The organism is Shinella sp. GW821-FHT10F02 (assembly GCF_058809275.1).
Window position 1 is genome coordinate 440,623 of record NZ_JBXASL010000005.1, and the last position, 20,755, is coordinate 461,377.

A 20,755-nucleotide genomic window follows, 5' to 3' on the forward strand; every position below is an offset into this window, starting at 1 on the left:
AGGTTTTGCGTTGCGATGCTTTGATTGAGGCTTGACCGGTTCCGGGCAGGCCTCAATGCTTTGCGTTAAATTGTCAGTCCTCCAACTGGTGGCATCACCCAGGATAAAAAAATGCTAGCGAACCGCATTACCCTTATCTATGTCCTCCTGATGACGGTCGTCGTCGTCGCCTCCAACGTGCTGGTGCAGTATCCGCTTTCCGGCGAACTGTTCGGCATCGCTCTCGGCGACCTCCTGACCTACGGCGCCTTTACCTATCCGGTCGCCTTCCTCATCACCGACCTCACGAACCGCCAGTTCGGCCCGCGCGTTGCGCGCCGCGTCGTCGCGGCCGGCTTTCTGGTCGCCGTGGTGTTTTCCTTCGCCGTCGCCTCGCCGCGCATCGCCATTGCGTCCGGTTCGGCGTTCCTGCTGGGCCAGCTCCTCGACATCTCCGTGTTCAACCAGCTGCGCCGGCAGGCCTGGTGGCGCGCGCCGCTGCTCGCCTCGGTGATCGGCTCGGTGCTCGATACGGTGATCTTCTTCTCCTTCGCCTTCGCGCCGGTCTTTTCCATCTTCGGCCCGAACGATGCCTTCGCGATCGAATGGGCGCCGGTGCTCGGCGTGCTGACCACGGACGCGCCGCGCTGGATCTCCTGGGCACTCGGCGACTTCACGGTAAAGGTGCTGGTCGGCATCGTCATGCTGCTGCCGTACGGCGCGCTGATGAGCAAGCTGAAGCCGATGCCGGGCGTCGAAAAGACGGCTTGAAAAAAGAAAGGGCTAGAGCCCTGCCGCGTCGTGGACGAGCTCACCCGTGAATCCACACGCGGCGCCATGATAGCTGAGGCAACCGCTGCGCTCTTCGATCAACAGTTTGCCGTCTCTTGAAAAGACCAGACCGATTTCACAATAGCGTGCATTGACCCCCGACTGTTCCGCGTTCGGATCGTAGGCTTCATTCTCGACGAAGAAGTTTCCTCCGGCACTATCGAGCTTCGCTTCACCCTCAATGCCGCCGCCGCAGCCTGGAAGTCCATCCTCCTGCATGGGAACCACCGTCTCGATGGAGATCTTGTAGATATCGTCCTGCACATGTTTGAGATCGACCGTCAGATCGCCTTCACCCTTGCCGGACCACAATCCCTCCAGCGGGTTTACGTCCTGCGCAAATGCGGGCAAGGCGGCCAGAGCAACGAGCGTGGCAATGATTGTAGATCTGTTCATGTAACTTCCTTAATAAAGTACGCACAGATATTCCGGTGCAATTACAGCAGAGACAGGACGGGATCGATCAGCATATCGATCGATTCGTTCGCTGATTTTCCTTCCTAAGACCATGACGTCAAGAGCGGCGTGATTAGAGAACGACCACCGTTATTAAGGGGCATCGGTGGTTTTGACTGGTATCAAGGAGATGTAGCAGGCGAGAACCGGTTAAAACGCAGCTGGCGTGACGCTTCATTGCGCTTGGAGCAGGCGGAATTCCAGCATGAGGTTGCGCTGGAGAATGGAGTGGTTGTCGTCGGAGACCACGATGAGGCGGATGTCGTCTGGCGCCATCACCACCACGTCCAGCCCCTCCATATTGTCGATCTGGTGGCTGAGGTCGACGTCGATCAGAACCTCGCCATCGACCACCGCGCCCGGACGAATCTTCGTGCCGTCGATCCGGCGGATGCGCATGCCGACGCCGTCGGAAAGCCGGAAGCGGCGCTCCAGCAGCAGCAGGTCACCGTTCGGCAGGAAGGCGCCGTCGGTGATGTCCCAGGGGTCGTTGCGCTTCACGGTGAACAAGCCGGCAAGCGGGCCGTCGAGGATGGCGGCGAGCGCGTTGCCCTCGGCATCGAGGCTGCGCTCGGTGACCGTCACCGGTACGGCGCCGAGCGGTCCGGCCTCCGGCGACATCACAAGCGTCTCCATGCCGCGATTGCCGCGCAGTTCCTCGCGGGGGAAGGGGAGTGGCAGTTCGCGTGATGGCCGTGCTTCCATGAAGCCCGGGTCCGGATAGGCGTCGATGCGATGCACGGACTCGAAGCTGACGAGCAGCTCGCCCTTGCCGATCGCCAGGCCCTCGGCATCCATCTGGTATTTGACGTTCTCGTCCTGGCCCTCGGCGTTGAACATCGAGCGCGTCTTGAGGTCGGCAAGGCCGCTGAGGCGACCTTCGGCGTCCCGCTCGATGCGGCCGGTCAGCCAGTGCCCGGTATCGAGCACGGCGACGAAGGATTGATGGTCCGCGCGAAAGCGGATCGCCGACACGGCGCCGAGCAGCGGATTGCTGGAGGAATAGCTAAGGCCGCCGAGGAATTCGAGCTTGCCGAAGGTACGCGTGTCGGAGCCGAGCGCGAATTGCGAGAAGGCGCGGTTGACGACCGGCAGGTCGATGATTTCAGCCGTCGCCGGTTGCGCGAGTATGAGCGCCACGGAGAGCGCGAGGCCACGCAACAGGCGCCGGTGCGCCGCCGGCTCAGCCTGCACGGCGGCGGCCGGCGGGGCGTCGGCTGGTGGCCTCGTCGGCGAAGAGCGAGGCGAGCTGCTCGGTCATCGCGCCCGCCAGCTCGTCCGCATCGACGATGGTGACGGCGCGGCGATAGTAGCGGGTGACGTCGTGGCCGATGCCGATCGCCAGCAATTCGACCGGCGAGCGCGTCTCGATCTGCTCGATGACGGCGCGCAGGTGCCGTTCCAGATAGTTGCCGGGGTTCACCGAGAGCGTCGAATCATCGACCGGCGCGCCGTCCGAGATCATCATCAGGATGCGGCGCTGTTCGGGACGGGCAAGCAGGCGGTCGTGCGCCCAGATCAGTGCCTCGCCGTCGATATTTTCCTTGAGCAGGCCCTCGCGCATCATCAGGCCGAGATTGCGCCGTGCACGCCGCCAGGGGGCGTCCGCTGCCTTGTAGATGATGTGGCGCAGGTCGTTGAGGCGGCCCGGTGCCTGCGGCTTGCCGCTGCCGAGCCATTTTTCGCGCGACTGTCCGCCCTTCCACGCCTTGGTGGTAAAGCCGAGGATTTCCACCTTCACGCCGCAACGCTCCAGCGTGCGGGCGAGAATATCCGCGCAGGTAGCGGCAACCGTGATCGGCCGGCCGCGCATGGAGCCGGAATTGTCGATGAGCAGCGTCACGACCGTATCGCGGAAGGTCGTGTCCTTCTCGCGCTTGAAGGAGAGCGGCTGCATCGGATCGATGATGATGCGTTGCAGGCGGGCGCTGTCGAGGTAACCCTCTTCGAGGTCGAATTCCCAGGCGCGGTTCTGCTGCGCCATCAGGCGGCGTTGCAGGCGGTTCGCCAGGCGACCGACCGCCCCTTGCAGATGGGCGAGCTGCTTGTCGAGGAAGGCGCGCAGGCGATCGAGTTCCGCCTCGTCGCAGAGCTCTTCGGCGGTGATCGTCTCGTCGAATTCCTGCGTGAAGACCGTGTAATCGACCTTCTCGTTGAAATCCGTGAAGGGATGGTTCGGGCGGCGCACTTCGCCGGGCGTCTCGGTGTCGTCGCCGTCGTCGTCGACGAGGTCGTCGTCGGAGATTTCCGCGCCGTCCATCTCGCCTTCGTCCATCTGTTCGTCGGACGTCTCGGTCTCGTCGGCCGGCGCCGAATCGTCGCCGGCATCTTCCTGGCTGTCGTTGTCTTCCTGCTCGTCGCTGCGCGGCTGGTTTTCGTCCTCGGGCGTTTCCGAATCGTCCGGCTCGGTCTCGTCGTCACCATACTGCTCGGCGACATTCATCGAGGCGAGCATGTTGCGCACGACGCGGGAGAAGGCCTGCTGGTCGTTGATCGTGGCGGAAAGACCGTCCATGTCCCTGGCGGCCTTGTCCTCGATGAAATCGCGCCAGAGATCGAGCACCTTGCCCGCGGAGGCCGGCGGGGCCTGGCCCGTCAGCTTTTCGCGCACGATGAGGGCGACGGCTTCTTCGAGCGGCGCATCGGCCTGGCGAGTGATAGCGGAAAAATTCGCCTTGGCGTATTTCTCCGTCAGCATGGTGGTTAGGTTCTGCGCCATGCCATGCATGCGGTTGGAACCGATCGCCTCGACGCGCGCCTGTTCGACGGCGTCGAAGATGGCGCGGGCATCCGCCCCCTGCGGCGACATGGTGGCGTGGATGCGGGCGTCGTGGCAGGCCTTGCGCAGCGCCATGCTGTCGCCGAGGCCGCGGGTGATGGCGACTTCGGCAGGCGTCGGGCGCTTGGTCAGTTCCGGCAGGCGGATGCGCTCGCCGGTCATGCCGGGCCGCTCGTTGGCGAAGGTGACTTCCACCTCCGCATCGCCGGAGACGGCGCGAACACAGCCCGTCACCGCGCGGCGGAACGGCTCCATGTCGACCACGCCGCCGGGCCTCGGCTTCGAATTGTCTCCGCGAGCAGCCATGAGATTCCTACCCGACCGTCAGGCCGTCGCCTCAAGCACGATGTTGGCGGCACTTTCCTTCAGCTCGACGCCGAAGGCGCGCTGGTAAAGTTCGGCGACCAGCGTGCGTTCCAGTTCGTCGCACTTGTTGAGGAAGGTGACACGGAAGGCAAAGGCGATGTCCCCAAAGATTTCCGCGTTTTCGCCCCAGGTAATGACCGTACGCGGGCTCATCACGGTGGAAAGGTCGCCGTTGATGAAGGCGGCGCGGGTGAGATCGGCGACGCGCACCATGCGCGAAATCGTCTCGCGGCCGTCCTTGCCGGCGGCCAGGCGCTTCACCTTGGCGGCGACGATGCTGACTTCGTTGTCGTGCGGCAGGTAGTTCAGCGTGGTGACGATCGACCAGCGGTCCATCTGCGCCTGGTTGATCTGCTGCGTGCCGTGGTAGAGGCCCGTCGTATCGCCGAGGCCGACCGTGTTGGCGGTGGCAAACAGGCGGAAGGCGGGGTGCGGGCGGATGACGCGGCTCTGGTCGAGCAGCGTCAGGCGGCCGGAGGATTCCAGCACGCGCTGGATGACGAACATCACGTCCGGGCGGCCGGCGTCGTATTCGTCGAAGACGAGCGCGACATTGTGCTGGTAGGCCCAGGGCAGGATGCCGTCCTTGAATTCGGTGACCTGCAAGCCGTCCTTGACGACGATCGCGTCCTTGCCGACGAGGTCGATACGGCTGACATGGCTGTCGAGGTTGACGCGCACGCAGGGCCAGTTGAGGCGGGCCGCGACCTGCTCGATATGGGTCGACTTGCCCGTGCCGTGATAGCCCGAGACCATGACGCGTCGGTTATGCGCGAAGCCCGCGAGGATGGCCAGCGTGGTTTCCCGGTCGAACAGGTAGTCCGGATCGAGGTCCGGCACATAGGCGTCCGCCTTGGAATAGGCCGGAACCCGAAGGTCCGTATCAATGCCGAAGGCCTCCCGTACGGAAACCGTGGTGTCCGGGAGGTTGGAAATATCGAGATCCATCTTGCTCATCACGTCTCCGTGGGCTGCCGCCACCCGCGCGTCCGCCCAATGTCTTGTTGTGCGCCGTCTTATTGTGCGCCGACTGCTCTAGCAGAAGCCGGCCTGCTTTAACAATTGATATGCTTGAATGACCGCGCGAAAACGCTCCTCCGAGCCCCTATCTCCGCCATTTGCATCGGGGTGATGCTTTTTGACAAGGGCTTTGTAGGCGGTCTTGACGTCCTGGGCCGTCGCATTGGCGGCAAGGCCGAGCGTATCGAAGGCTTTTGCCTCCAGTGTCTTCAGTTTTCGGGTGCGGGGTTCGAGGCGCGGTCCGCGGCTGCCCTTGCCCTCGCCGAACAGGCCGAAAGGATCGCGGATGCGCTGATTTGCCCCAGCGGTGCCGGAGCGGGCGCTGCCCTGTGTCGGGCCGTTCTTGGAGGCCTTGTTGACGCCGATCGTCCAGGTCGGGCGGTGGCCGGTGATCGCCTCTTTCTGGTAGCGCGCGATCTCGCCGTCGGAGAGGCCGGAGAAGTAGTTGTAGCCCTTGTTGTATTCCTTGACGTGCTCGAAGCAGAACATGAAATACTGGCCTTCGGCATTGCGGCCCACCGGCGCGCGATGCACGGCATTCTCCTCGCAGCCGTCCCACTGACAGGCCGGCGCGGCGCGTTCGGGACGCTCCACGCGCCGCTTCGTGCGGATGCGGTCGAAGTATTTGGAATCGAGTTTCATGGCGCTAATTATGGGGGTCAGGACGATCTCCCACAAGAATTGACAAAGCGGATTGTTGCTGGCTTTGTGGGACCCTTTTCCTGCGTCGCGGCAGCGCCGCCGAAGGTTTGCCATGTCCATGAAATCCAGCATAACCGAGAAGCTCGGCGCCGCTTTTGCGCCGGAGCGTCTCGAGGTCATCAACGAAAGCCACCTGCATGCCGGCCACAAGCCGGAATTTGACGGGGAGGGCGAGACGCATATGCGCGTACGCATCGTCTCGTCCGCCTTCGCCGGCATGAGCCGCGTGGCGCGCCACCGGGCGATCAACGATCTGGTGAAGGCGGAGTTCGATGCCGGGCTGCATGCGCTCGCCGTCGAGGTGGCGGCACCGGGCGAGCCGACGCGCTGGTAATCAGGCTCGCAGCTGCTCCGGGGCGACCGGGCGGATGCGCAGCTTGGTGATGCGGTTCTTTACCCGCTTCATGACGATGAAGCGCTTGCCGTGGAAGGTGAAGGCCTGGCGTTCTTCCGGAATGGATTTCGATTCGTGGATGACGAGGCCGGCAATGGTCGTGGCTTCCTCGTCGGGTAAGGCCCAGTCGAAGGCGCGGTTGAGGTCGCGGATCGAAACGCTGCCGTCGACGACGAGCGACCCGTCCGCCTCCTGGCGCACGCCCTGCATGTCGACGTCCTTCTCGTCGGAAATATCGCCGACGATCTCTTTCAGGATGTCCTGCAGCGTGACGAGGCCCTGCACCTCGCCATATTCGTCCACCACGGTGGCAAAGTGCTCCTTGCGGCGCAGGAAGGCGGCGAGCTGTTCCTTGAGCGTCGTGGTGTCCGGCACGAACCAGGGTTTTTGCGCGACCTCGGTGATGTCGAGGTTCTTCGGCTCCACTCCCGGTTCCGCCAGCGCGCGCAGAAGATCCTTGGCGTGCACGACGCCAACGATGTTGTCGACCGAGCCTGCCCAGAGCGGCATGCGCGTATAGGGGCTTTCGAGCACGGCCTTCACGATCTCCTCCGGCGGATCGCCGGCATTGAGCGCCCGCATCGTGGTGCGGTGGATCATGATGTCGGAGACCTCCAGCGCGTCGAGGTCGAGCGTGCTGGGGGACTTTTCGCGCTCGGCTTTTGCCTGCGGGTCGCGAGAGGCTTGGCCGTTGCGGCGCTCGCCTTCCGTCTCGCGCGTCTCCTGGTGTGAGCGCCAGAGCCCGGCGATCGACGCCCGCCAGCGGAAGAGAGCCACGGCGAGAAGGATCAGGCCGAGGATGAGGACGATCAACAGCCAGTGGTTGGGAGCGAGCGCGGCGGGCGTGTCGCTGTTCATTTCGGCAGCTTTTCCTTGAGGAAGGCGACGACTTCGGATTGCGGCACGTCGTCGGCGACGAAGGACTGGCCGATGCCGCGCGTCAGGATAAAGGTGAGCTTGCCGCCCTTGACCTTCTTGTCCTGGGCGATCGCGTCCATCAGCCGTTCCGCCGGCGGCAGGCCGCCCGGGATCTGGTCCAGCGTGGTCGGCAGGCCGACCTCGCGAAGATGCGCCTCGACGCGCCGACCATCGTCCGGGCTGGCAAGGTTCATGCGGGCGGAAAACTGGTGGGCGAGCACCATGCCGATCGAAACGCCCTCGCCGTGGACGAGGCGGGCGCTGTCATAGTCCGTCGCGGCCTCCAGCGCATGGCCGAAGGTGTGGCCGAGGTTGAGCAGGGCGCGTGCGCCGTTCTCCCGCTCGTCGGCGGCGACGACGTCGGCCTTGGCCTGGCAGCTCGTGGCGATCGCCTCGATGCGGGCCTCGCCGCCGGCAAAGACGTCCTGCCAGTTCTTCTCCAGCCAGGCGAAGAAGTCCGGCTTGTCGATCAGGCCATATTTGGCGACTTCGGCATAACCGGCGCGGAATTCGCGCTTCGAGAGCGTATCGAGCACGTCCGTATCGGCAAGCACGAGGTCCGGCTGGTGGAAGACGCCGATCAGGTTCTTGCCGTGCGACGAGTTGATGCCAGTCTTGCCGCCGACGGAGGAATCGACCTGCGCCAGCAGCGAGGTCGGCACCTGGATGAAGCGCGAGCCGCGACGCGCGATGCCGGCGGCAAAGCCGGTCAAGTCGCCGATGACGCCGCCGCCGAGCGCCACGACCGCGTCGTTGCGCTCGATGCGGGCGGCGAGCACGCTGTCGCAGACGCTGATCAGGTGCTCGAAGCTCTTCGTCTTCTCGCCGGCGGGCAGCACCAGCGAGACGGCATCGATGCCTTCTGCGTTGAGGGCGGCCATGAAGCCGTCGAGATAGAGGGGGGCGACATGCGCATCGGTGATGACGGCGATCTTGCGGCCTTTGAGGCGGGTGGCGATCTCGCGGCCGGCGGCGGCGATCAGGCCGGGGCCGATCAGGATATCGTAGGCGCGGTCGCCCAGTTCGACCCTTACGGTGCGGCGGGCGGTGGCAGTGGCAGTCATTATCATCTCGTCAGGTTCTGGGGCGGGCGGCGGTGATCGCGGAGAGCACCTCCTCCACCATGGTTTCCTTCTTCACGTCGCGCGAGAGCACCGTGAGATCGGCTTCCGCATAGACGGGATAGCGGGCGTTCATGAGGTTTTCGAGCGTCTGGCGCGGATTTTCCGTCTTGAGCAGCGGGCGGGTGTCGCGCTTGTTGACGCGCTCCCACAGCACGTCGAGGTCGGCCTTCAGCCAGACGGTGAGCCCGCCGCGCCGGATGTGTTTTCGCGTGTTCTCGTTGATATAGGCGCCGCCGCCGGTCGATACGACCCGCGGGCCGGAGCGCAGCAGGCGCTTGATGACCCGGGTTTCCAGCGCGCGGAACTCCGCCTCGCCGTAAGCCGCGAAAAGATCGGTGATCGACATGCGCGAGACGCGCTCGATTTCGTGGTCGGAATCGATGAAGGGAATGCCGAGCGCCTGCGCCGTCATCCGGCCGATCGCCGACTTGCCGGCGCCCATCAGGCCGATCAGCACGAGGTTGCGCTTGCCGAGTGCTGCGCGGGCCTGCTCGGCGAGCGTGGGAGGGGCCTGTTCGATCAGCTCGGTCATTGGTGTTTCCGGGGTTTCGTCCCTTTCCGTATCGACAAAAGCACCGGAAGCGTCAAGCCTGCGCGGGGGTTGATCCCTTGTGTCGGCCTCGTGTCGGCCTTGCGCTCGGCGTGGGGCGAGGCGATATAGGGGGCATCGTCCCGGAGAGCGCCATGCCGACCCTGTTCCGATTCCTGTTCTTTTGCGCCGTGATCGCCGGCTCGATCTACGGCACGATGGTGGCGCTGGTGACCTTCGTGGAGCCGACGGAGCGCGAGGTGACGATCCGCATTCCTTCCGAACGGGTGAACCCGCAGCCATGAGGGACCCCTCCGCACTGCAGGTCGAATCCTTTCTCGAAATGATGAGCGCCGAGCGCGGCGCTGCGACGAACACGCTGCAATCCTACGAGCGGGACCTGGAGGACGTGCGCTCCTTCCTCAACGGGCGCGGCGTGCGCCTGACGGAGGCGACGCCGGACGATTTGCGCGCCTATCTCGGCCATCTCGCCAAACAGGGTTTTGCCGCCTCATCGCAGGCGCGTCGCCTGTCGGCGCTTCGGCAGTTCTTCAAGTTCCTCTATGGCGAGGGTCTGCGCGGCGATGATCCGACCGGCATTCTCGATGCGCCGAAGAAGGGCCGCTCGCTGCCGAAGACGCTGAGCGTCGACGATGTCGGCCGCCTCATCGGGCGGGCGGAGGCGGAGGCGGCGGAGCCCGGCGGCAACGTTCTTCTGCGCCGTCGCATGCACCTGCTCGTGGAGCTGCTCTATGCGACGGGCATGCGCGTCAGCGAACTCGTTTCGCTCCCGGCAAGCGCGCTGGCGCAGACCGGCCGCTTCCTCGTGGTGAAGGGTAAGGGCAACAAGGAGCGGCTGGTGCCGCTGTCGCGCGCCGCGGTTGCCGCCCTCGATGCCTATGGCGGGGCGCTGGCGGCCGAGATCGGCGACGATCCGGCGGCGGGGCGCTTCCTGTTTCCCGCGCAAAGCAAGGAAGGCTTTCTGCCGCGCCAGGTTTTCGCGCGCGACCTGAAGGCGCTGGCGGGGCGGGCCGGCATTCGTGCCGCGACGCTCTCGCCGCATGTGCTGCGCCATGCTTTTGCCAGCCATCTGCTGCAGAACGGCGCGGACCTGCGTGCCGTGCAGGAACTGCTCGGCCACTCGGACATTTCCACGACACAAATCTATACCCATGTGCTGGAAGAACGGCTGCACCAGCTCGTTCAGACCCATCACCCTCTTGCCAAACAGGCAAAAAAACCGGATTAGGACCCCCAATGCTTGCAAATGGCCGCTTGGCCGGCTGCACCCTGGCGCGGTTTGAGCAAACGATCGGAAACGCATCTCATGCACAACTACCTCGATTTCGAAAAGCCCATCTCGGATCTCGAAGGCAAGATCCACGAGCTGAGAAAGCTCGCCGAGGAAGATGAGAGCATCGACACGACGGATGAGGTCGGCCGGCTGGAAATCCGCGCCCGCGAGGCGATGGCCGACATCTATTCCAAGCTGACCCCCTGGCAGAAGACGCAGGTCGCGCGCCATCCGCAGCGCCCGCATTTCCTCGATTTCGCCGGCCAGCTTTTCGACGAGTTCACGCCGCTTGCCGGCGACCGCAAGTTCGCCGAGGACGAGGCGATCCAGGCCGGTCTCGGCCGGTTCCGCGGCGAGGCTGTCGCCATTATCGGCCAGGAAAAGGGCAACGACACCAAATCGCGCCTGAAACACAATTTCGGCAGCGCGCGGCCGGAAGGCTACCGCAAGGCGATCCGTGTCATGGAAATGGCCGACCGCTTCGGCCTGCCGATCGTCACGCTGATCGACACCGCCGGCGCCTATCCGGGCATCGGCGCGGAAGAACGCGGCCAGGCGGAAGCCATCGCACGCTCCACCGAGATGTGCCTCAATGTCCGCGTGCCGATCGTCTCGGTCGTGCTCGGCGAAGGCGGCTCGGGCGGCGCCATCGCCATTGCCACCGGCGACCGGGTCTACATGCTGGAACACGCGATCTACAGCGTGATCTCGCCGGAGGGCGCTGCCTCGATCCTGTGGCGCGATTCGACGCGCGCCAAGGAAGCGGCCAGCAACATGAAGATCACGGCGGAAGACCTGAAGGCCTTCGGCATCATCGACGGCATCATCCAGGAGCCGGTCGGCGGCGCGCATCGCGATCCCGAAGCGGTGATCGGGCGCACCGGCGACGTTATCGCGGCAGCCCTCAAGGACCTCGGCGCCAAGCCGGGCGACCAGCTGCGCAAGGACCGCCGCCAGCGCTATCTCAATATCGGCCGCCAGCTTTAAGGGATTCTTGGCGATTGGCGGCCTTCCGGGCCGCTTTCGCCCAATCTCGGCCATATTCCTTGTGTCTGAGAAGGTCGCGGGTTCCCGGCAGCCTCGCGAAAGAATTTCCGGTTAAGAATTTATGAAGTATAAGCCGGTTACGACTGCGCGTCCGCCCTTGTCGGCGCGACGGCATGCGATCTGACGATTGTTGACGGACCTTTCGAATGCGCCTGACTGTTCTTGCCGCTGTATCGCTTCTCGCTGTGGCCGCTGCCGGCTGCACGAACGAGACGCTCGACACGTTCGACAAGGTCGACGTCGACATCACCAAGGTTTCCAGCAAGACCAACTACCAGCTGTCTTCCGCGGTGCTCGGCAAGCTGTCCTCGATGGGCATCGACCGCTCCTCGCCGATGATGCTGCGCATCTTCAAGGAAGAGGGCAGGCTGGAGCTGTGGAAGGCCGACCGGGCGAACCGCTTCAAGCTGGTGCGCAACTACAAGATCTGCGCCTGGTCCGGCAAACTCGGGCCGAAAATGAAGGAAGGCGACCGCCAGGCGCCGGAAGGGTTCTATCCGCTCTCCAAGGCGAACATGAACCCGAATTCGAGCTATTACCTCGCCATCAACACCGGCTACCCGAATGCCTTTGACCGCGCCAACAAGGCGAGTGGCACGCATCTGATGATCCACGGCGCCTGCTCCTCGTCTGGCTGCTATTCGATGACCGACGAGCAGATGGTGGAGATCTTCGCCTTCGCCCGCGATGCGTTCGGCGGCGGGCAGTCGACCATCCAGCTCCAGGCCTTCCCCTTCCGCATGACCGCGGAAAACATGGCGCGCCACCGCGACAATCCGAATATCGAATTCTGGAAGATGCTGAAGGTCGGCTACGACCATTTCGAGCTGACCAAGCGTCCACCCGAGGTCAATGTCTGCGAGAAGAAGTATGTCTTCAACCAGCAGGCCGACAAGCCCTTCTCGCCGACGGGTGCCTGCCCGGCGATGACGACGCCGGCCGGCCTCGAAGTGGCGCTCGGCAGCTACAACAAGACCTATGCCGCGGCTTACGCCACGGCGATGCGCAAATATGACGGCACCGTCTGGGTCGAGCCTTCGGAAGCCCAGCGCAAGGCGATTGTCGCCGACCAGCGCAAGGGCCGAGAGCTCGCCTATGCGCCGACCGGCAACTCGCTCGACGCCGGCAAGCTGATGACGGCCCGCGAGATCGCCGAGCAGAAGCGCAAGGCCGAAGAGGCCGAAAAGCGCAAGGTCGAGGCGGCCGAACGCGCGGTTCGCGAAGCCGAGCAGGCCAAGCTCGACGCCGAGCAGGCGAAGATCAAGGAAGCGGAAGCGCTTGCCGCCGACGTTGCCGCCGCCAAGGCCGCAAAGCAGGCCGAGGGCAAGGACGCCCTGCCGGTGCCGGAGGAAAATCCGGGCATCGCTGTCGTCGAGAAGAAGGAAGAAAAGCCCTTCTGGAAATTCTGGACCGACAAGGCCGCACCGCGCAAGGTCGAGCCGGTCGCCGGCGTGACGCAGGAGACCCAACAGCAGGCGAAGGCTGAAACGGGCACGCAGACGCTCCAGAAGGAGCAGAAGCCTGCGACGGAGACTGCCGGACAGCGCGTCGAGAAGCCCGCGGAAGGCACGGTCGTCCTGCCGACACCGGAGCAAAATCCGGAGGTTCAGGTCGTCGAGAAGAAGGCCGAAAAACCCTTCTGGAAATTCTGGCAGAAATGACCGCCACGGCGGCCCGCGAGGAAGCCGAGGTCTATGACCTGCGCGGGCTGAAATGCCCGCTGCCGGTGATGAAGGCACGCAAGCGCCTGTCGACGATGGCGGGTGGCGCCGCACTCTGGGTCGAAACCACCGACCCCCTCGCCGTCATCGACATCCCCCACTTCTGCCACGAGGACGGCCACGCGCTCGAAGCCAGCGAGCGCGTCGAGGCGGGGCACCGCTTCCTGATCCGCAAGAAGGTTTAGTGGCTGGCAGCTATAGCTGCATCTCGCTGCTAACCCCCTCTGCCCTGCCGGGCATCTCCCCCTCAAGGGGGGAGATTGGATGGGGCGCCGTCTCGCCCTTTACAGACGCTGCTGCTTGAGAGGTGTTTCTGCCGCTTGCCGATCTCCCCCCTTGAGGGGGAGATGCCCGGCAGGGCAGAGGGGGGTACGCCGCAAACTCAGGCCCTAAAGCCGCAGACCCGGTATCGCCAGCGGATTGTCTGAAAGCGCGGCGCGGTCCGGGCGGTCGATGCTTGGCGTGCCGGTAAAGGCGTCGAAGAGGTCGCGCACGAAGGCTTCCGGCAGGTCCTTGGTGATCAGCACCAGCCGGGTGCGCCGATCGGCCGGGTCCGGCCATGCGGGAAGCCGCTCCGGCGGATGGAAGACGCTCTGCACGCCTTGCAGCACCAGCGGGCGCTCCGGACTGGTGGCCATCAGCACGATGCCCTTCATGCGCAGCAGCTTTTCGCCATGGGCGGAGCGCAGAAGGTCGATGAACATTTCCAGCGCCATCGGGTCGACCGGGCGATCGTGCACGATGCTGAAGGAGCGGATCGTGGCATCATGGCGCGTCACGTCATGGGCGTGCTGGTGGCCATGCCCGTGGTGATGATGGTGCCCATGGTCGTGATGGTGGTGGTCGTGCCCATGATCATGGTCATGATCATGATGATCGTGCGCCTCCTCATGCAGCCAGCGCCGGACATCCGGGATCTTGCTTCCGGGATCGTAGAGGCCGTTGGCGAGCAGAGCCGGACCGACGAGGCCGAGCGTATCGACGTCGGAAACGATCGCGCGCGGATTGAGCGCCGCGATCTCGCGCTTCACGGCGTCCACGGCCGCGGCGTCGGCCATCGAGATCTTGCTGATCAGGATACGGTCGGCGACGGCGACCTGCTTGACCGCCTCCGGATGGTTGGCGAGCGTCGAGAGGCCGTTAATGGCATCGACGACGGTGATCACGCCATCGAGGCTGAAGGACTGGCTGAGCACGGGATTGCCCATGACCGATTGCAGCACCGGTGCCGGATCGGCCAGCCCGGTGGTCTCGATCACCACGCGCTTGAGCGGCTGGATCTTGCCCGTCTGCATGCGGTCCATCAGGTCGGCCAGCGTATCGACCAGCTCGCCGCGGATCGTGCAGCACAGGCACCCGTCGGAGAGTTCGATGACGCCGTCGCTCGACTGCTCGACCAGCAGGTGATCGATGCCCACCTCGCCGAACTCGTTGATGATGACGGCGGTGTCGGTGAGCGTCGGGTCCTTTAGCAGTCGATTGAGCAGGGTCGTCTTGCCCGCACCCAGAAATCCGGTCAGCACGGAAACCGGCACGCGCCGCTCAGCGAGGGTCATGGTCTTGTCCTGTTCGTGAATGTGCCTGTCAGTAGGTTGGCCGCGGGATCGGGATCGGCACATTGGCGATGTCGCCCATGTCGCCGACGGCGACCTGTTCGTTGCCGGCCGGCTTTGTCGCGCCGCCGCCGATGAGGCCGGCATAGACGAGCCTCAACGGCCGGTCCAGCTCGTGGATATAGGGCGAGACCAGCTTCTGCCGGCCCGCCTCGTCGCGGCCTTCGCTGCGCACCTTGGCGGCATGTTTCGAGCAGATGTCCTCGGAAATATCGGCCACGGTGTCGCGCGTCTCGCCATAGGGACGGAGCTGGCCGAGCGTCGGCACGTTGCCCGCCCGCATCGTCAGCCCCTTCTCCAGCATGCCGGCCGAAATATCGGCGCGCGCACCAAGGCTGTCGGAGCCGAGCACGACGGAAACGACGCTGCGGCCGTTGCGGGTGGCGGAGGACACCTGGTTGAAGCCCGAGGCGCAGATGAAGCCGGTCTTCATGCCGTCAGCGCCGTCGAAGCGGCCGATCAGCATGTTGAAGTTCGGATATTGCTTCTTGCCGGTGGTAAAGCCTTCCAGCGCGAAATAGGAGGCATATTGCGGGAATTCGCGCTTCAGCGTCACGGCAAGCACCGCGAGGTCGCGCGCCGTCGTGTACTGGCCCTTGCCGGGCAGGCCGTGCGGATTGATGAAATGCGAGGAGCTCATGCCGATGCGCGCGGCTTCCGCGTTCATGCGGGCGACGAAACCCTGTTCCGAGCCGCCGACCGATTCGCCGATCGCCACGGCGACGTCGTTGGCCGACTTGACGAGGATGATCTTCAGCGCGCTGTCGAGCGTCATCTTCTGGCCGGGCTTGTAATACATCTTGCTCGGCGGTTCGGCGGCGGCGTTCTTGGTCATGGTGACCGTGCTTTCCAGCGTCACCTCGCCGGCCTTGATGGCGCGGAAGACGGTGTAGGCCGTCATCAGCTTGGTGAGGGAGGCGGGATACCAGCGCTGGAAGGCGTCCTCGTGCTCGATGACTTTCAGCGTGTTGACGTCCACCAGCATGCGCGGGTTGGCCGCCGCGGTGGTTGCCAGAAGGGAAGCTGCGAGCAGCAGGCTGGAGCCCAAAAGCCGTGCGCTCCGGCGCGTCGTTCGTCCGTTCATCTGCAAGGGTCTGTCCTCGAAATCGGGAGTTGTCTCGAACCGTCGCCCTATTTAACCTATATGGCACCGTGATGGCAAAGCCATCGAGTAGAGATGGCCAATTTTCCGGCCGAACAAGACAGGATGATCGCATGCCCATTCTCAACCGCGCCGCAGAAATGCAGGACGAAATCGCTGAATGGCGCCGCCACATCCACAAGGAGCCGGAAATTCTCTTCGCCGTGGAGAAGACGGCGGCCTTCGTGGCCGAGAAGCTGCGTTCGTTCGGCGTTGACGAAATCGTGACCGGCATCGGCCGCACCGGCGTCGTCGGCCTCATCCGCGGCAAGGGCGAGGGACGCACGATCGGGCTTCGCGCCGACATGGATGCGTTGCCGATCGAGGAGGCGACCGGCAAGCCCTGGGCCTCGACCACAAGGGGCAAGATGCATGCCTGCGGCCATGACGGCCACACCGCCATGCTGCTCGGCGCGGCAAAGTATCTGACGGAGACGCGCAATTTCTCCGGCAATGTCGCGGTCATCTTCCAGCCGGCCGAAGAAGGCGGCGGCGGCGGCAACGAGATGGTCAAGGACGGCATGATGGAGCGTTTCGGCATTGCCGAGGTCTACGGCATGCACAATCTTCCGGGCATGCCGGTCGGCTCCTTCGGCACGCGGCCTGGCGCGATCATGGCGGCGACCGACGAATTCACCATCACCGTCAAGGGCCGCGGCGGCCATGCCGCGCTGCCGCACAAGACGGTCGACCCCATCGTCATCGGTTCGCAGGTGGTGGGCGCGCTCCAGACGATCGTCTCGCGCGTTGCCGATCCGATCGCCTCGCTCGTCGTCTCCGTCACCAAGTTCAATGCCGGCTTCGCCCACAATGTCATTCCCGAGCAGGCGCAGCTCGCCGGCACGGTGCGCACGCTGGATCCCACGATGCGCGAGGAGGCGGAAGCCCGCATCCGCCAGATCTGCAGCGGCCTTGCCGCGGCGCACGGCGCGGAAATCACGGTGGGCTACCACCGGAACTACCCCGTCACCGTCAACCATCCGGACGAGACCGGCCATGCCGTCGCGGTCGCGCGCGACATCGCAGGTGACGCCGCGGTCGACCCGGCACTCAACCCGATGATGGGCGGCGAGGATTTTTCCTACATGCTGCTATCCCGCCCCGGCGCCTTCATCTTCATCGGCAACGGCGACACCGCCGGCCTGCACCACCCGGCCTACGACTTCAACGACGACGCCATCCCGCATGGGGTGACCTATTGGGTCAAGCTCGCCGAAAGCCGGCTTTCCGCCTGAAAACCACTTGGCTAAAAGGCCCGGCTTTTGTATGGGTGCAGTCAGTGGTCCCGTAGCTCAGCAGGATAGAGCACCAGATTCCTAATCTGGGGGTCCCGCGTTCGAATCGCGGCGGGATCACCAATAATTTCAATAACTTAAAGTTTTTACTCTGGTCATTTCATGTTGCATCCCTTTGCGGCTTACACCCGCTGATTTCCCGGCATTTCAGGCTACTGCCGGCAAATCCATGCAACATGGAGCGCAACATGAAACGCATTGCCGTTAGCCATACTGAATTGGCACGCCTGGCCAAAATTGCCCGCACAGAGGGGATCTGTGTCGAGATCATTCGCGGGGATACAACGATAAAGCTCTATCCCGTGGATGCGCGCAACGCGGAAGAAGAAGAACTCGATCGCGAACTGGACGATTTCGACAGGCGGCACGGATACAAGTGAGGGGCAAGTGATGGAAATTGGGGACGATGAGCTCGTGACGCTTGCGAAGGCCCGCAGTAACCCGCGAGCGAGGCATTGGTGCTCAGGATGCACTTCTAATTAAGCTCCGGAGCCGTAAGGCTATGGAGTGCTAATGCTAGCAAAGCGTAGCACTTATCCGTACCGCCTCGATTTAGGGCGGATGCTTGCTTTTGCGCGTCGATCATGCCGCGGGGGCACGGGGTCGAAGCGCAACGCTGGGGCTTCGCAAATTATGCGAAAGCTCGACTTATAACAAAACTGCTTGGGGATTGCCGCGAAAAATCTGTTCGCACTCAACCAGAAGATTCGACAACAGCAGCCCGAATCGTTCTAAGTGAAAAGGCCCACGCGTGTGGAATACGCATGGGCCTTGAGTAGAAACAGCCGGTGCGGCTGCGTTGTGATCACCACGGCACAATGATTCATGTCGTGGGAGACGTCAAGACTGTGCCGGTCCTTTTAACGTGGAAAGGGCCAGATATGGCTACAATGACGCACCCCATCACCGGGGTGAAAATCAACCCCGTTGTCATCGAGCGAAAGTCTCTGACGTTCGATGAAGCGGTGACTGCGCACGTCATGCGCATTCAGGGCGTGAAGTATAATATCATCGCTCAACACCTCGGCACCAACACTCACCGGCTCGGCGAGGTGTTCCGTGGAGAGAAGCATTGGGGCTCGAAGGAGGGCGCAATCGTTCTCCTCCGCAAGGTGAGCTAGCCGCAAGAACAGGCCGTCCGCTCTTCAGCGGGCGGCCATGGTGTTTGCGAACTGGATAAGGTAGTAGCGATGATCGCGTTTCTCAATTCAGTTAACTGGCTCGAATGGGCAAAGGTGGTTTTCGATCTGATCAAAGGCGTCGCATGGCCGCTTGCCTTGTTCATGGTCGTCTGGATTTTCCGCACTCAACTTAGGGAGCGGATTAAGGATCTAATCTCCGTCGGCCCAGGTGGCGCAGTTCTCCAGGCACCAGTGCAGCCTCCTGTTGAACGGCCGATTGCAGCGGTGTCTGCGGCTGACCACCCCATGAAGACAGTTCAAAGCGTCCTGATCCCTCGTATTGAAAGCGAACTCAATAACCTGCCCCACGACGACCGCTATAAACAGCTAGTTGTAGCACTAGCAGAAGCTCGGATCGACCGAGCCTTCGAGTGGGTATTCTCCATAATCTTTGGCAGCCAAATTCTGGCCCTAAGAAGGCTCAAGGACGTCCCATCCATTTCCATTGGGGAGGGGGAAGCCTTCTTCGATGAGGCTGTCAAGCCTCACTACCCGGTGCTGGCGGAGGCCGGTTTTGAAAGGTGGAGCGCGTTTCTTATAGAGCAAAAGCTGGTCAAAGTCGAAGGTGATCGCATCAGCATCACGGATCTAGGAAAAGATTTCCTTCTTTTCGTCGATTTCAACAAGCCAAACGACACACGTTCTTGGTAGATCGTGTGATGGAGTTTTTCTGGGCCGCTCAAAGAGGAAGTAAATGGAAAATCGCATAGACGAATTCAATCAAACGGTCGGACACATCTTTGCAGACCTTTACCGAGAGTTCCCTATGCCTCTGGACATAGATCATGCCGTAATTGCAGAGGCCCTCGGCGTGACGGTAGAGTTTGAAGACGGTACAGAGCATTCGGCTGATGGCCGTAGCCGACGCGCGAGGAAATACGGCAATTTTCCGAGCGGAACACAGTCTTTTCGGCTTATTTCGGAAACACTAAAGTGGTTGCAAAAGGAAGGTTTCATAACGAGCAAGGGCGATATGGCGAGCCATGAAGTCCAACTCACGAGCCGCGCGCTGGCGGTCATGAATGCACTTCCAGATAGCGTTGCAAACCGAGAAAGGCTCGGCGACACCTTGACCAAAGCGGTAAAGGGAGCCGGCTCGGAAGCGGCCCGAACGGCAATTGCCGACACGGTGGGTCTCATCATTGGTGGAGTCGTCAAAAGCTTCTCGTAGTTTTCTCATAGATGCAATTCGCAGTTTCGACGAGATTGGTCATAGCTTTATCGGAGGCTCGAATGTTTCAGGTAACTGCCCGCTGCGGCTGGTGTCAGGAGCGGGGCCCGATGCGATTTCTCCACGCCTTCGGATTCACAGCGAGAGATCCGAACGAAGCGGATCCGGATGCACAGGCGCGGCACTTCATGGCCGCTCAGGTTTCGGCGCGTGATGAGGGGCCTGGCGAGAAAGTGGAGGGCGGAGGCATGGCGCAATGCGCCCACTGCAATCGTCCCGTTTTGGTCGTTTTTCGGACGCACCGCCGTTACCTCACAAATATCATCCGCAACCTCGGAGAATCGGAAGGTCTTTTCGGTGGAGAGGGTTTGATTGCGATTACCGGCATATGGCCTCCGCAACCTCAGGCGGATCAGGATCCGCACTGGCCGGAAGAGGCATCCCGCCACTTCAAGGATGCACAGAACATGATGACGGGTGGGATCAGTCCATCGACGGTCATCGGTGTTTGCCGAACTGTGCTTGACCTTCTTACTAAAAAGCTCGGCGCTTCATCCGGAACGCTTTACGATCGCATTGGTGCGCTGAAGGCTTCGGGAAAAATCACCGAGCCGATTGCAGCATGGGCGCATAGTTTGCGACTAGACGGGAATGCTGCGGTTCACGAGGGAATTGGAGACCAGGCTGATGCCCGGGAATACATCGAATTCCTTAGGGTCTTTATGAACGTCACATTTACGCTGCCGGCTCGTATTGATGAGAAGCGTGCTTTGAAGGGAAAATCGTAGTGACACATGCATCTGCCGATTCCTGAGTGCGGTCGCCGCCGCTTTAAGGAAAGGTCAGGCCGATGAGTGAAATTACCAAGGAAGAATTTTGCCGTCTCTTCGTCGAGCATATGACCAACGAGGCCGGCTTTGAGACCTTCAATGATGGTCGTCCCGTCCGCGAATATGCGGAGAGGGTGGCCCTGACTACTGGCAGAGCTGCGGCCGAGGCCGGCATGGATTGTTGGGAGGATTTAGCATGTCCAACGCCACAATCCGGGCCAGCGGAACAGCGGCAAAATCCGGCGCGACGGCGATCTCATCCGGAAGGAAAACGCCCGCCTCAAGCGGATGCTCAAGGATGCCGGCGAGGGCCTTCGTGCGGCCGGTGAGCAGCCGTGGCAATTCGGAATTGCGGGGAGCTGAG

At 62.9% G+C, this 20,755-nt stretch carries 22 protein-coding genes, 1 tRNA gene and 1 pseudogene; 14 read left to right on the plus strand and 10 right to left on the minus strand.

The genetic code is table 11. From position 1 onward, the window contains the following. Positions 1-111: 111 nt before the first annotated feature. Positions 112-750 carry a VUT family protein gene (locus tag AC1RWL_RS18305; RefSeq protein ID WP_256121394.1) on the plus strand — a complete coding sequence of 213 codons (639 nt, stop codon included), beginning with the start codon at positions 112-114 and terminating at the stop codon, positions 748-750. A 12-nt stretch (positions 751-762) separates the two neighbouring features. Here the strand turns inward: AC1RWL_RS18305 and AC1RWL_RS18310 are convergent, their stop codons facing one another. The 5 genes from AC1RWL_RS18310 to AC1RWL_RS18330 all read right to left on the minus strand — a co-directional run bounded on the left by AC1RWL_RS18310 (position 763) and on the right by AC1RWL_RS18330 (position 6,082). Next, positions 763-1,206 carry a hypothetical protein gene (locus tag AC1RWL_RS18310; RefSeq protein ID WP_493095367.1) on the minus strand — a complete coding sequence of 148 codons (444 nt, stop codon included), beginning with the start codon at positions 1,204-1,206 and terminating at the stop codon, positions 763-765. Between the two features lie 234 nt (positions 1,207-1,440). Next, positions 1,441-2,460, minus strand: coding sequence for an esterase-like activity of phytase family protein (locus tag AC1RWL_RS18315; protein ID WP_493095366.1), 1,020 nt, complete (start codon positions 2,458-2,460; stop codon positions 1,441-1,443). Beyond that, positions 2,450-4,351: a cobaltochelatase subunit CobT gene (gene cobT, locus AC1RWL_RS18320; protein ID WP_493095365.1), complete on the minus strand. Its 1,902-nt coding sequence runs from the start codon at positions 4,349-4,351 to the stop codon at positions 2,450-2,452. Before cobT ends, AC1RWL_RS18315 begins: the two co-directional genes overlap by 11 nt. An 18-nt stretch (positions 4,352-4,369) precedes the next feature. Further along, positions 4,370-5,368, minus strand: coding sequence for a cobaltochelatase subunit CobS (cobS, locus tag AC1RWL_RS18325; protein WP_256121390.1), 999 nt, complete (start codon positions 5,366-5,368; stop codon positions 4,370-4,372). Positions 5,369-5,446: 78 nt separating this feature from the next. Beyond that, entirely contained in the window at positions 5,447-6,082 is a 636-nt protein-coding gene (locus tag AC1RWL_RS18330; RefSeq protein ID WP_493095617.1) for a J domain-containing protein, read from the minus strand. 103 nt (positions 6,083-6,185) lie between these two features. Here AC1RWL_RS18330 and AC1RWL_RS18335 point away from each other — a divergent pair, with 103 nt between their 5' ends. Next, positions 6,186-6,467 carry a BolA family protein gene (locus AC1RWL_RS18335; RefSeq protein ID WP_319324171.1) on the plus strand — a complete coding sequence of 94 codons (282 nt, stop codon included), beginning with the start codon at positions 6,186-6,188 and terminating at the stop codon, positions 6,465-6,467. On the opposite strand, the pseudogene AC1RWL_RS18340 reads toward AC1RWL_RS18335, so the two are convergent. The 3 genes and pseudogenes from AC1RWL_RS18340 to AC1RWL_RS18350 form a co-directional block, all read right to left on the minus strand. Next, positions 6,468-7,163, minus strand: a pseudogene (locus AC1RWL_RS18340) (transporter associated domain-containing protein); the annotation flags it as partial. It abuts the gene before it with no gap. A gap of 218 nt (positions 7,164-7,381) precedes the next feature. Further along, complete coding sequence (gene aroB, locus AC1RWL_RS18345; RefSeq protein WP_493095364.1) at positions 7,382-8,509, minus strand: 3-dehydroquinate synthase; 1,128 nt, start codon at positions 8,507-8,509, stop codon at positions 7,382-7,384. Positions 8,510-8,519: 10 nt separating this feature from the next. Further along, positions 8,520-9,101, minus strand: a complete 582-nt coding sequence (locus tag AC1RWL_RS18350) for a shikimate kinase (protein WP_493095363.1) — start codon at positions 9,099-9,101, stop codon at positions 8,520-8,522. A gap of 152 nt (positions 9,102-9,253) precedes the next feature. Between AC1RWL_RS18350 and AC1RWL_RS18355 the strand changes: the two genes are divergently transcribed. From AC1RWL_RS18355 to AC1RWL_RS18375, 5 genes are all read left to right on the plus strand, one after another. Continuing rightward, a complete protein-coding gene (locus AC1RWL_RS18355; protein ID WP_202402872.1) occupies positions 9,254-9,403 on the plus strand; it encodes a hypothetical protein in 150 nt (49 codons plus the stop codon). Continuing rightward, positions 9,400-10,347, plus strand: coding sequence for a site-specific tyrosine recombinase XerD (locus AC1RWL_RS18360; protein WP_493095362.1), 948 nt, complete (start codon positions 9,400-9,402; stop codon positions 10,345-10,347). The genes AC1RWL_RS18355 and AC1RWL_RS18360 overlap by 4 nt, the downstream gene beginning before the upstream one ends. Positions 10,348-10,425: 78 nt before the next feature. Next, positions 10,426-11,379: an acetyl-CoA carboxylase carboxyltransferase subunit alpha gene (locus AC1RWL_RS18365; protein WP_256121383.1), complete on the plus strand. Its 954-nt coding sequence runs from the start codon at positions 10,426-10,428 to the stop codon at positions 11,377-11,379. Positions 11,380-11,585: 206 nt separating this feature from the next. Beyond that, the gene (locus AC1RWL_RS18370) at positions 11,586-13,100 is read left to right on the plus strand and encodes a L,D-transpeptidase family protein (RefSeq protein WP_493095361.1); all 1,515 of its coding nucleotides are present in this window, start codon (positions 11,586-11,588) and stop codon (positions 13,098-13,100) included. After that, positions 13,097-13,345: a sulfurtransferase TusA family protein gene (locus AC1RWL_RS18375; protein ID WP_435269200.1), complete on the plus strand. Its 249-nt coding sequence runs from the start codon at positions 13,097-13,099 to the stop codon at positions 13,343-13,345. The genes AC1RWL_RS18370 and AC1RWL_RS18375 overlap by 4 nt, the downstream gene beginning before the upstream one ends. Before the next feature lie 204 nt (positions 13,346-13,549). On the opposite strand, the gene AC1RWL_RS18380 is transcribed toward AC1RWL_RS18375, so the two are convergent. Continuing rightward, positions 13,550-14,716, minus strand: coding sequence for a CobW family GTP-binding protein (locus AC1RWL_RS18380; RefSeq protein ID WP_493095360.1), 1,167 nt, complete (start codon positions 14,714-14,716; stop codon positions 13,550-13,552). Between the two features lie 28 nt (positions 14,717-14,744). Beyond that, the gene (locus AC1RWL_RS18385; RefSeq protein ID WP_439618898.1) at positions 14,745-15,857 is read right to left on the minus strand and encodes a D-alanyl-D-alanine carboxypeptidase family protein; all 1,113 of its coding nucleotides are present in this window, start codon (positions 15,855-15,857) and stop codon (positions 14,745-14,747) included. A 131-nt stretch (positions 15,858-15,988) separates the two neighbouring features. Here AC1RWL_RS18385 and AC1RWL_RS18390 point away from each other — a divergent pair, with 131 nt between their 5' ends. From AC1RWL_RS18390 to AC1RWL_RS18420, 7 genes are all read left to right on the plus strand, one after another. Beyond that, the gene (locus AC1RWL_RS18390) at positions 15,989-17,149 is read left to right on the plus strand and encodes a M20 aminoacylase family protein (RefSeq protein WP_493095359.1); all 1,161 of its coding nucleotides are present in this window, start codon (positions 15,989-15,991) and stop codon (positions 17,147-17,149) included. A gap of 46 nt (positions 17,150-17,195) precedes the next feature. After that, a tRNA-Arg gene (locus AC1RWL_RS18395) sits at positions 17,196-17,272 on the plus strand. Positions 17,273-17,397: 125 nt separating this feature from the next. Beyond that, positions 17,398-17,589 (plus strand): hypothetical protein, encoded by a 192-nt coding sequence (locus AC1RWL_RS18400; RefSeq protein WP_493095358.1) that lies wholly within the window; start codon positions 17,398-17,400, stop codon positions 17,587-17,589. Between the two features lie 501 nt (positions 17,590-18,090). Beyond that, positions 18,091-18,330 (plus strand): hypothetical protein, encoded by a 240-nt coding sequence (locus tag AC1RWL_RS18405; RefSeq protein ID WP_493158422.1) that lies wholly within the window; start codon positions 18,091-18,093, stop codon positions 18,328-18,330. 69 nt (positions 18,331-18,399) lie between these two features. After that, positions 18,400-19,041 carry a hypothetical protein gene (locus AC1RWL_RS18410; RefSeq protein WP_493095356.1) on the plus strand — a complete coding sequence of 214 codons (642 nt, stop codon included), beginning with the start codon at positions 18,400-18,402 and terminating at the stop codon, positions 19,039-19,041. Between the two features lie 43 nt (positions 19,042-19,084). Next, a complete protein-coding gene (locus AC1RWL_RS18415; RefSeq protein WP_493095355.1) occupies positions 19,085-19,561 on the plus strand; it encodes a hypothetical protein in 477 nt (158 codons plus the stop codon). A gap of 62 nt (positions 19,562-19,623) precedes the next feature. Beyond that, on the plus strand, positions 19,624-20,349 hold the full coding sequence (locus AC1RWL_RS18420; RefSeq protein ID WP_493095354.1) for a DUF4145 domain-containing protein: 726 nt from the start codon (positions 19,624-19,626) through the stop codon (positions 20,347-20,349). The last annotated feature ends 406 nt before the right edge of the window (positions 20,350-20,755 follow it).

What these genes read in the sequence shown, in the direction of transcription:
- AC1RWL_RS18305 (WP_256121394.1), top strand. Translation starts at nt 112, where the DNA reads ATGCTAGCGAACCGCATTACCCTTATCTATGTCCTCCTGATGACGGTC.
- AC1RWL_RS18310 (WP_493095367.1), bottom strand. Translation starts at nt 1,206, where the DNA reads ATGAACAGATCTACAATCATTGCCACGCTCGTTGCTCTGGCCGCCTTG.
- cobT (WP_493095365.1), bottom strand. Translation starts at nt 4,351, where the DNA reads ATGGCTGCTCGCGGAGACAATTCGAAGCCGAGGCCCGGCGGCGTGGTC.
- cobS (WP_256121390.1), bottom strand. Translation starts at nt 5,368, where the DNA reads ATGAGCAAGATGGATCTCGATATTTCCAACCTCCCGGACACCACGGTT.
- AC1RWL_RS18335 (WP_319324171.1), top strand. Translation starts at nt 6,186, where the DNA reads ATGTCCATGAAATCCAGCATAACCGAGAAGCTCGGCGCCGCTTTTGCG.
- aroB (WP_493095364.1), bottom strand. Translation starts at nt 8,509, where the DNA reads ATGACTGCCACTGCCACCGCCCGCCGCACCGTAAGGGTCGAACTGGGC.
- AC1RWL_RS18350 (WP_493095363.1), bottom strand. Translation starts at nt 9,101, where the DNA reads ATGACCGAGCTGATCGAACAGGCCCCTCCCACGCTCGCCGAGCAGGCC.
- AC1RWL_RS18355 (WP_202402872.1), top strand. Translation starts at nt 9,254, where the DNA reads ATGCCGACCCTGTTCCGATTCCTGTTCTTTTGCGCCGTGATCGCCGGC.
- AC1RWL_RS18360 (WP_493095362.1), top strand. Translation starts at nt 9,400, where the DNA reads ATGAGGGACCCCTCCGCACTGCAGGTCGAATCCTTTCTCGAAATGATG.
- AC1RWL_RS18365 (WP_256121383.1), top strand. Translation starts at nt 10,426, where the DNA reads ATGCACAACTACCTCGATTTCGAAAAGCCCATCTCGGATCTCGAAGGC.
- AC1RWL_RS18370 (WP_493095361.1), top strand. Translation starts at nt 11,586, where the DNA reads ATGCGCCTGACTGTTCTTGCCGCTGTATCGCTTCTCGCTGTGGCCGCT.
- AC1RWL_RS18375 (WP_435269200.1), top strand. Translation starts at nt 13,097, where the DNA reads ATGACCGCCACGGCGGCCCGCGAGGAAGCCGAGGTCTATGACCTGCGC.
- AC1RWL_RS18380 (WP_493095360.1), bottom strand. Translation starts at nt 14,716, where the DNA reads ATGACCCTCGCTGAGCGGCGCGTGCCGGTTTCCGTGCTGACCGGATTT.
- AC1RWL_RS18385 (WP_439618898.1), bottom strand. Translation starts at nt 15,857, where the DNA reads ATGAACGGACGAACGACGCGCCGGAGCGCACGGCTTTTGGGCTCCAGC.
- AC1RWL_RS18390 (WP_493095359.1), top strand. Translation starts at nt 15,989, where the DNA reads ATGCCCATTCTCAACCGCGCCGCAGAAATGCAGGACGAAATCGCTGAA.
- AC1RWL_RS18400 (WP_493095358.1), top strand. Translation starts at nt 17,398, where the DNA reads ATGAAACGCATTGCCGTTAGCCATACTGAATTGGCACGCCTGGCCAAA.
- AC1RWL_RS18405 (WP_493158422.1), top strand. Translation starts at nt 18,091, where the DNA reads ATGGCTACAATGACGCACCCCATCACCGGGGTGAAAATCAACCCCGTT.
- AC1RWL_RS18410 (WP_493095356.1), top strand. Translation starts at nt 18,400, where the DNA reads ATGATCGCGTTTCTCAATTCAGTTAACTGGCTCGAATGGGCAAAGGTG.
- AC1RWL_RS18415 (WP_493095355.1), top strand. Translation starts at nt 19,085, where the DNA reads ATGGAAAATCGCATAGACGAATTCAATCAAACGGTCGGACACATCTTT.
- AC1RWL_RS18420 (WP_493095354.1), top strand. Translation starts at nt 19,624, where the DNA reads ATGTTTCAGGTAACTGCCCGCTGCGGCTGGTGTCAGGAGCGGGGCCCG.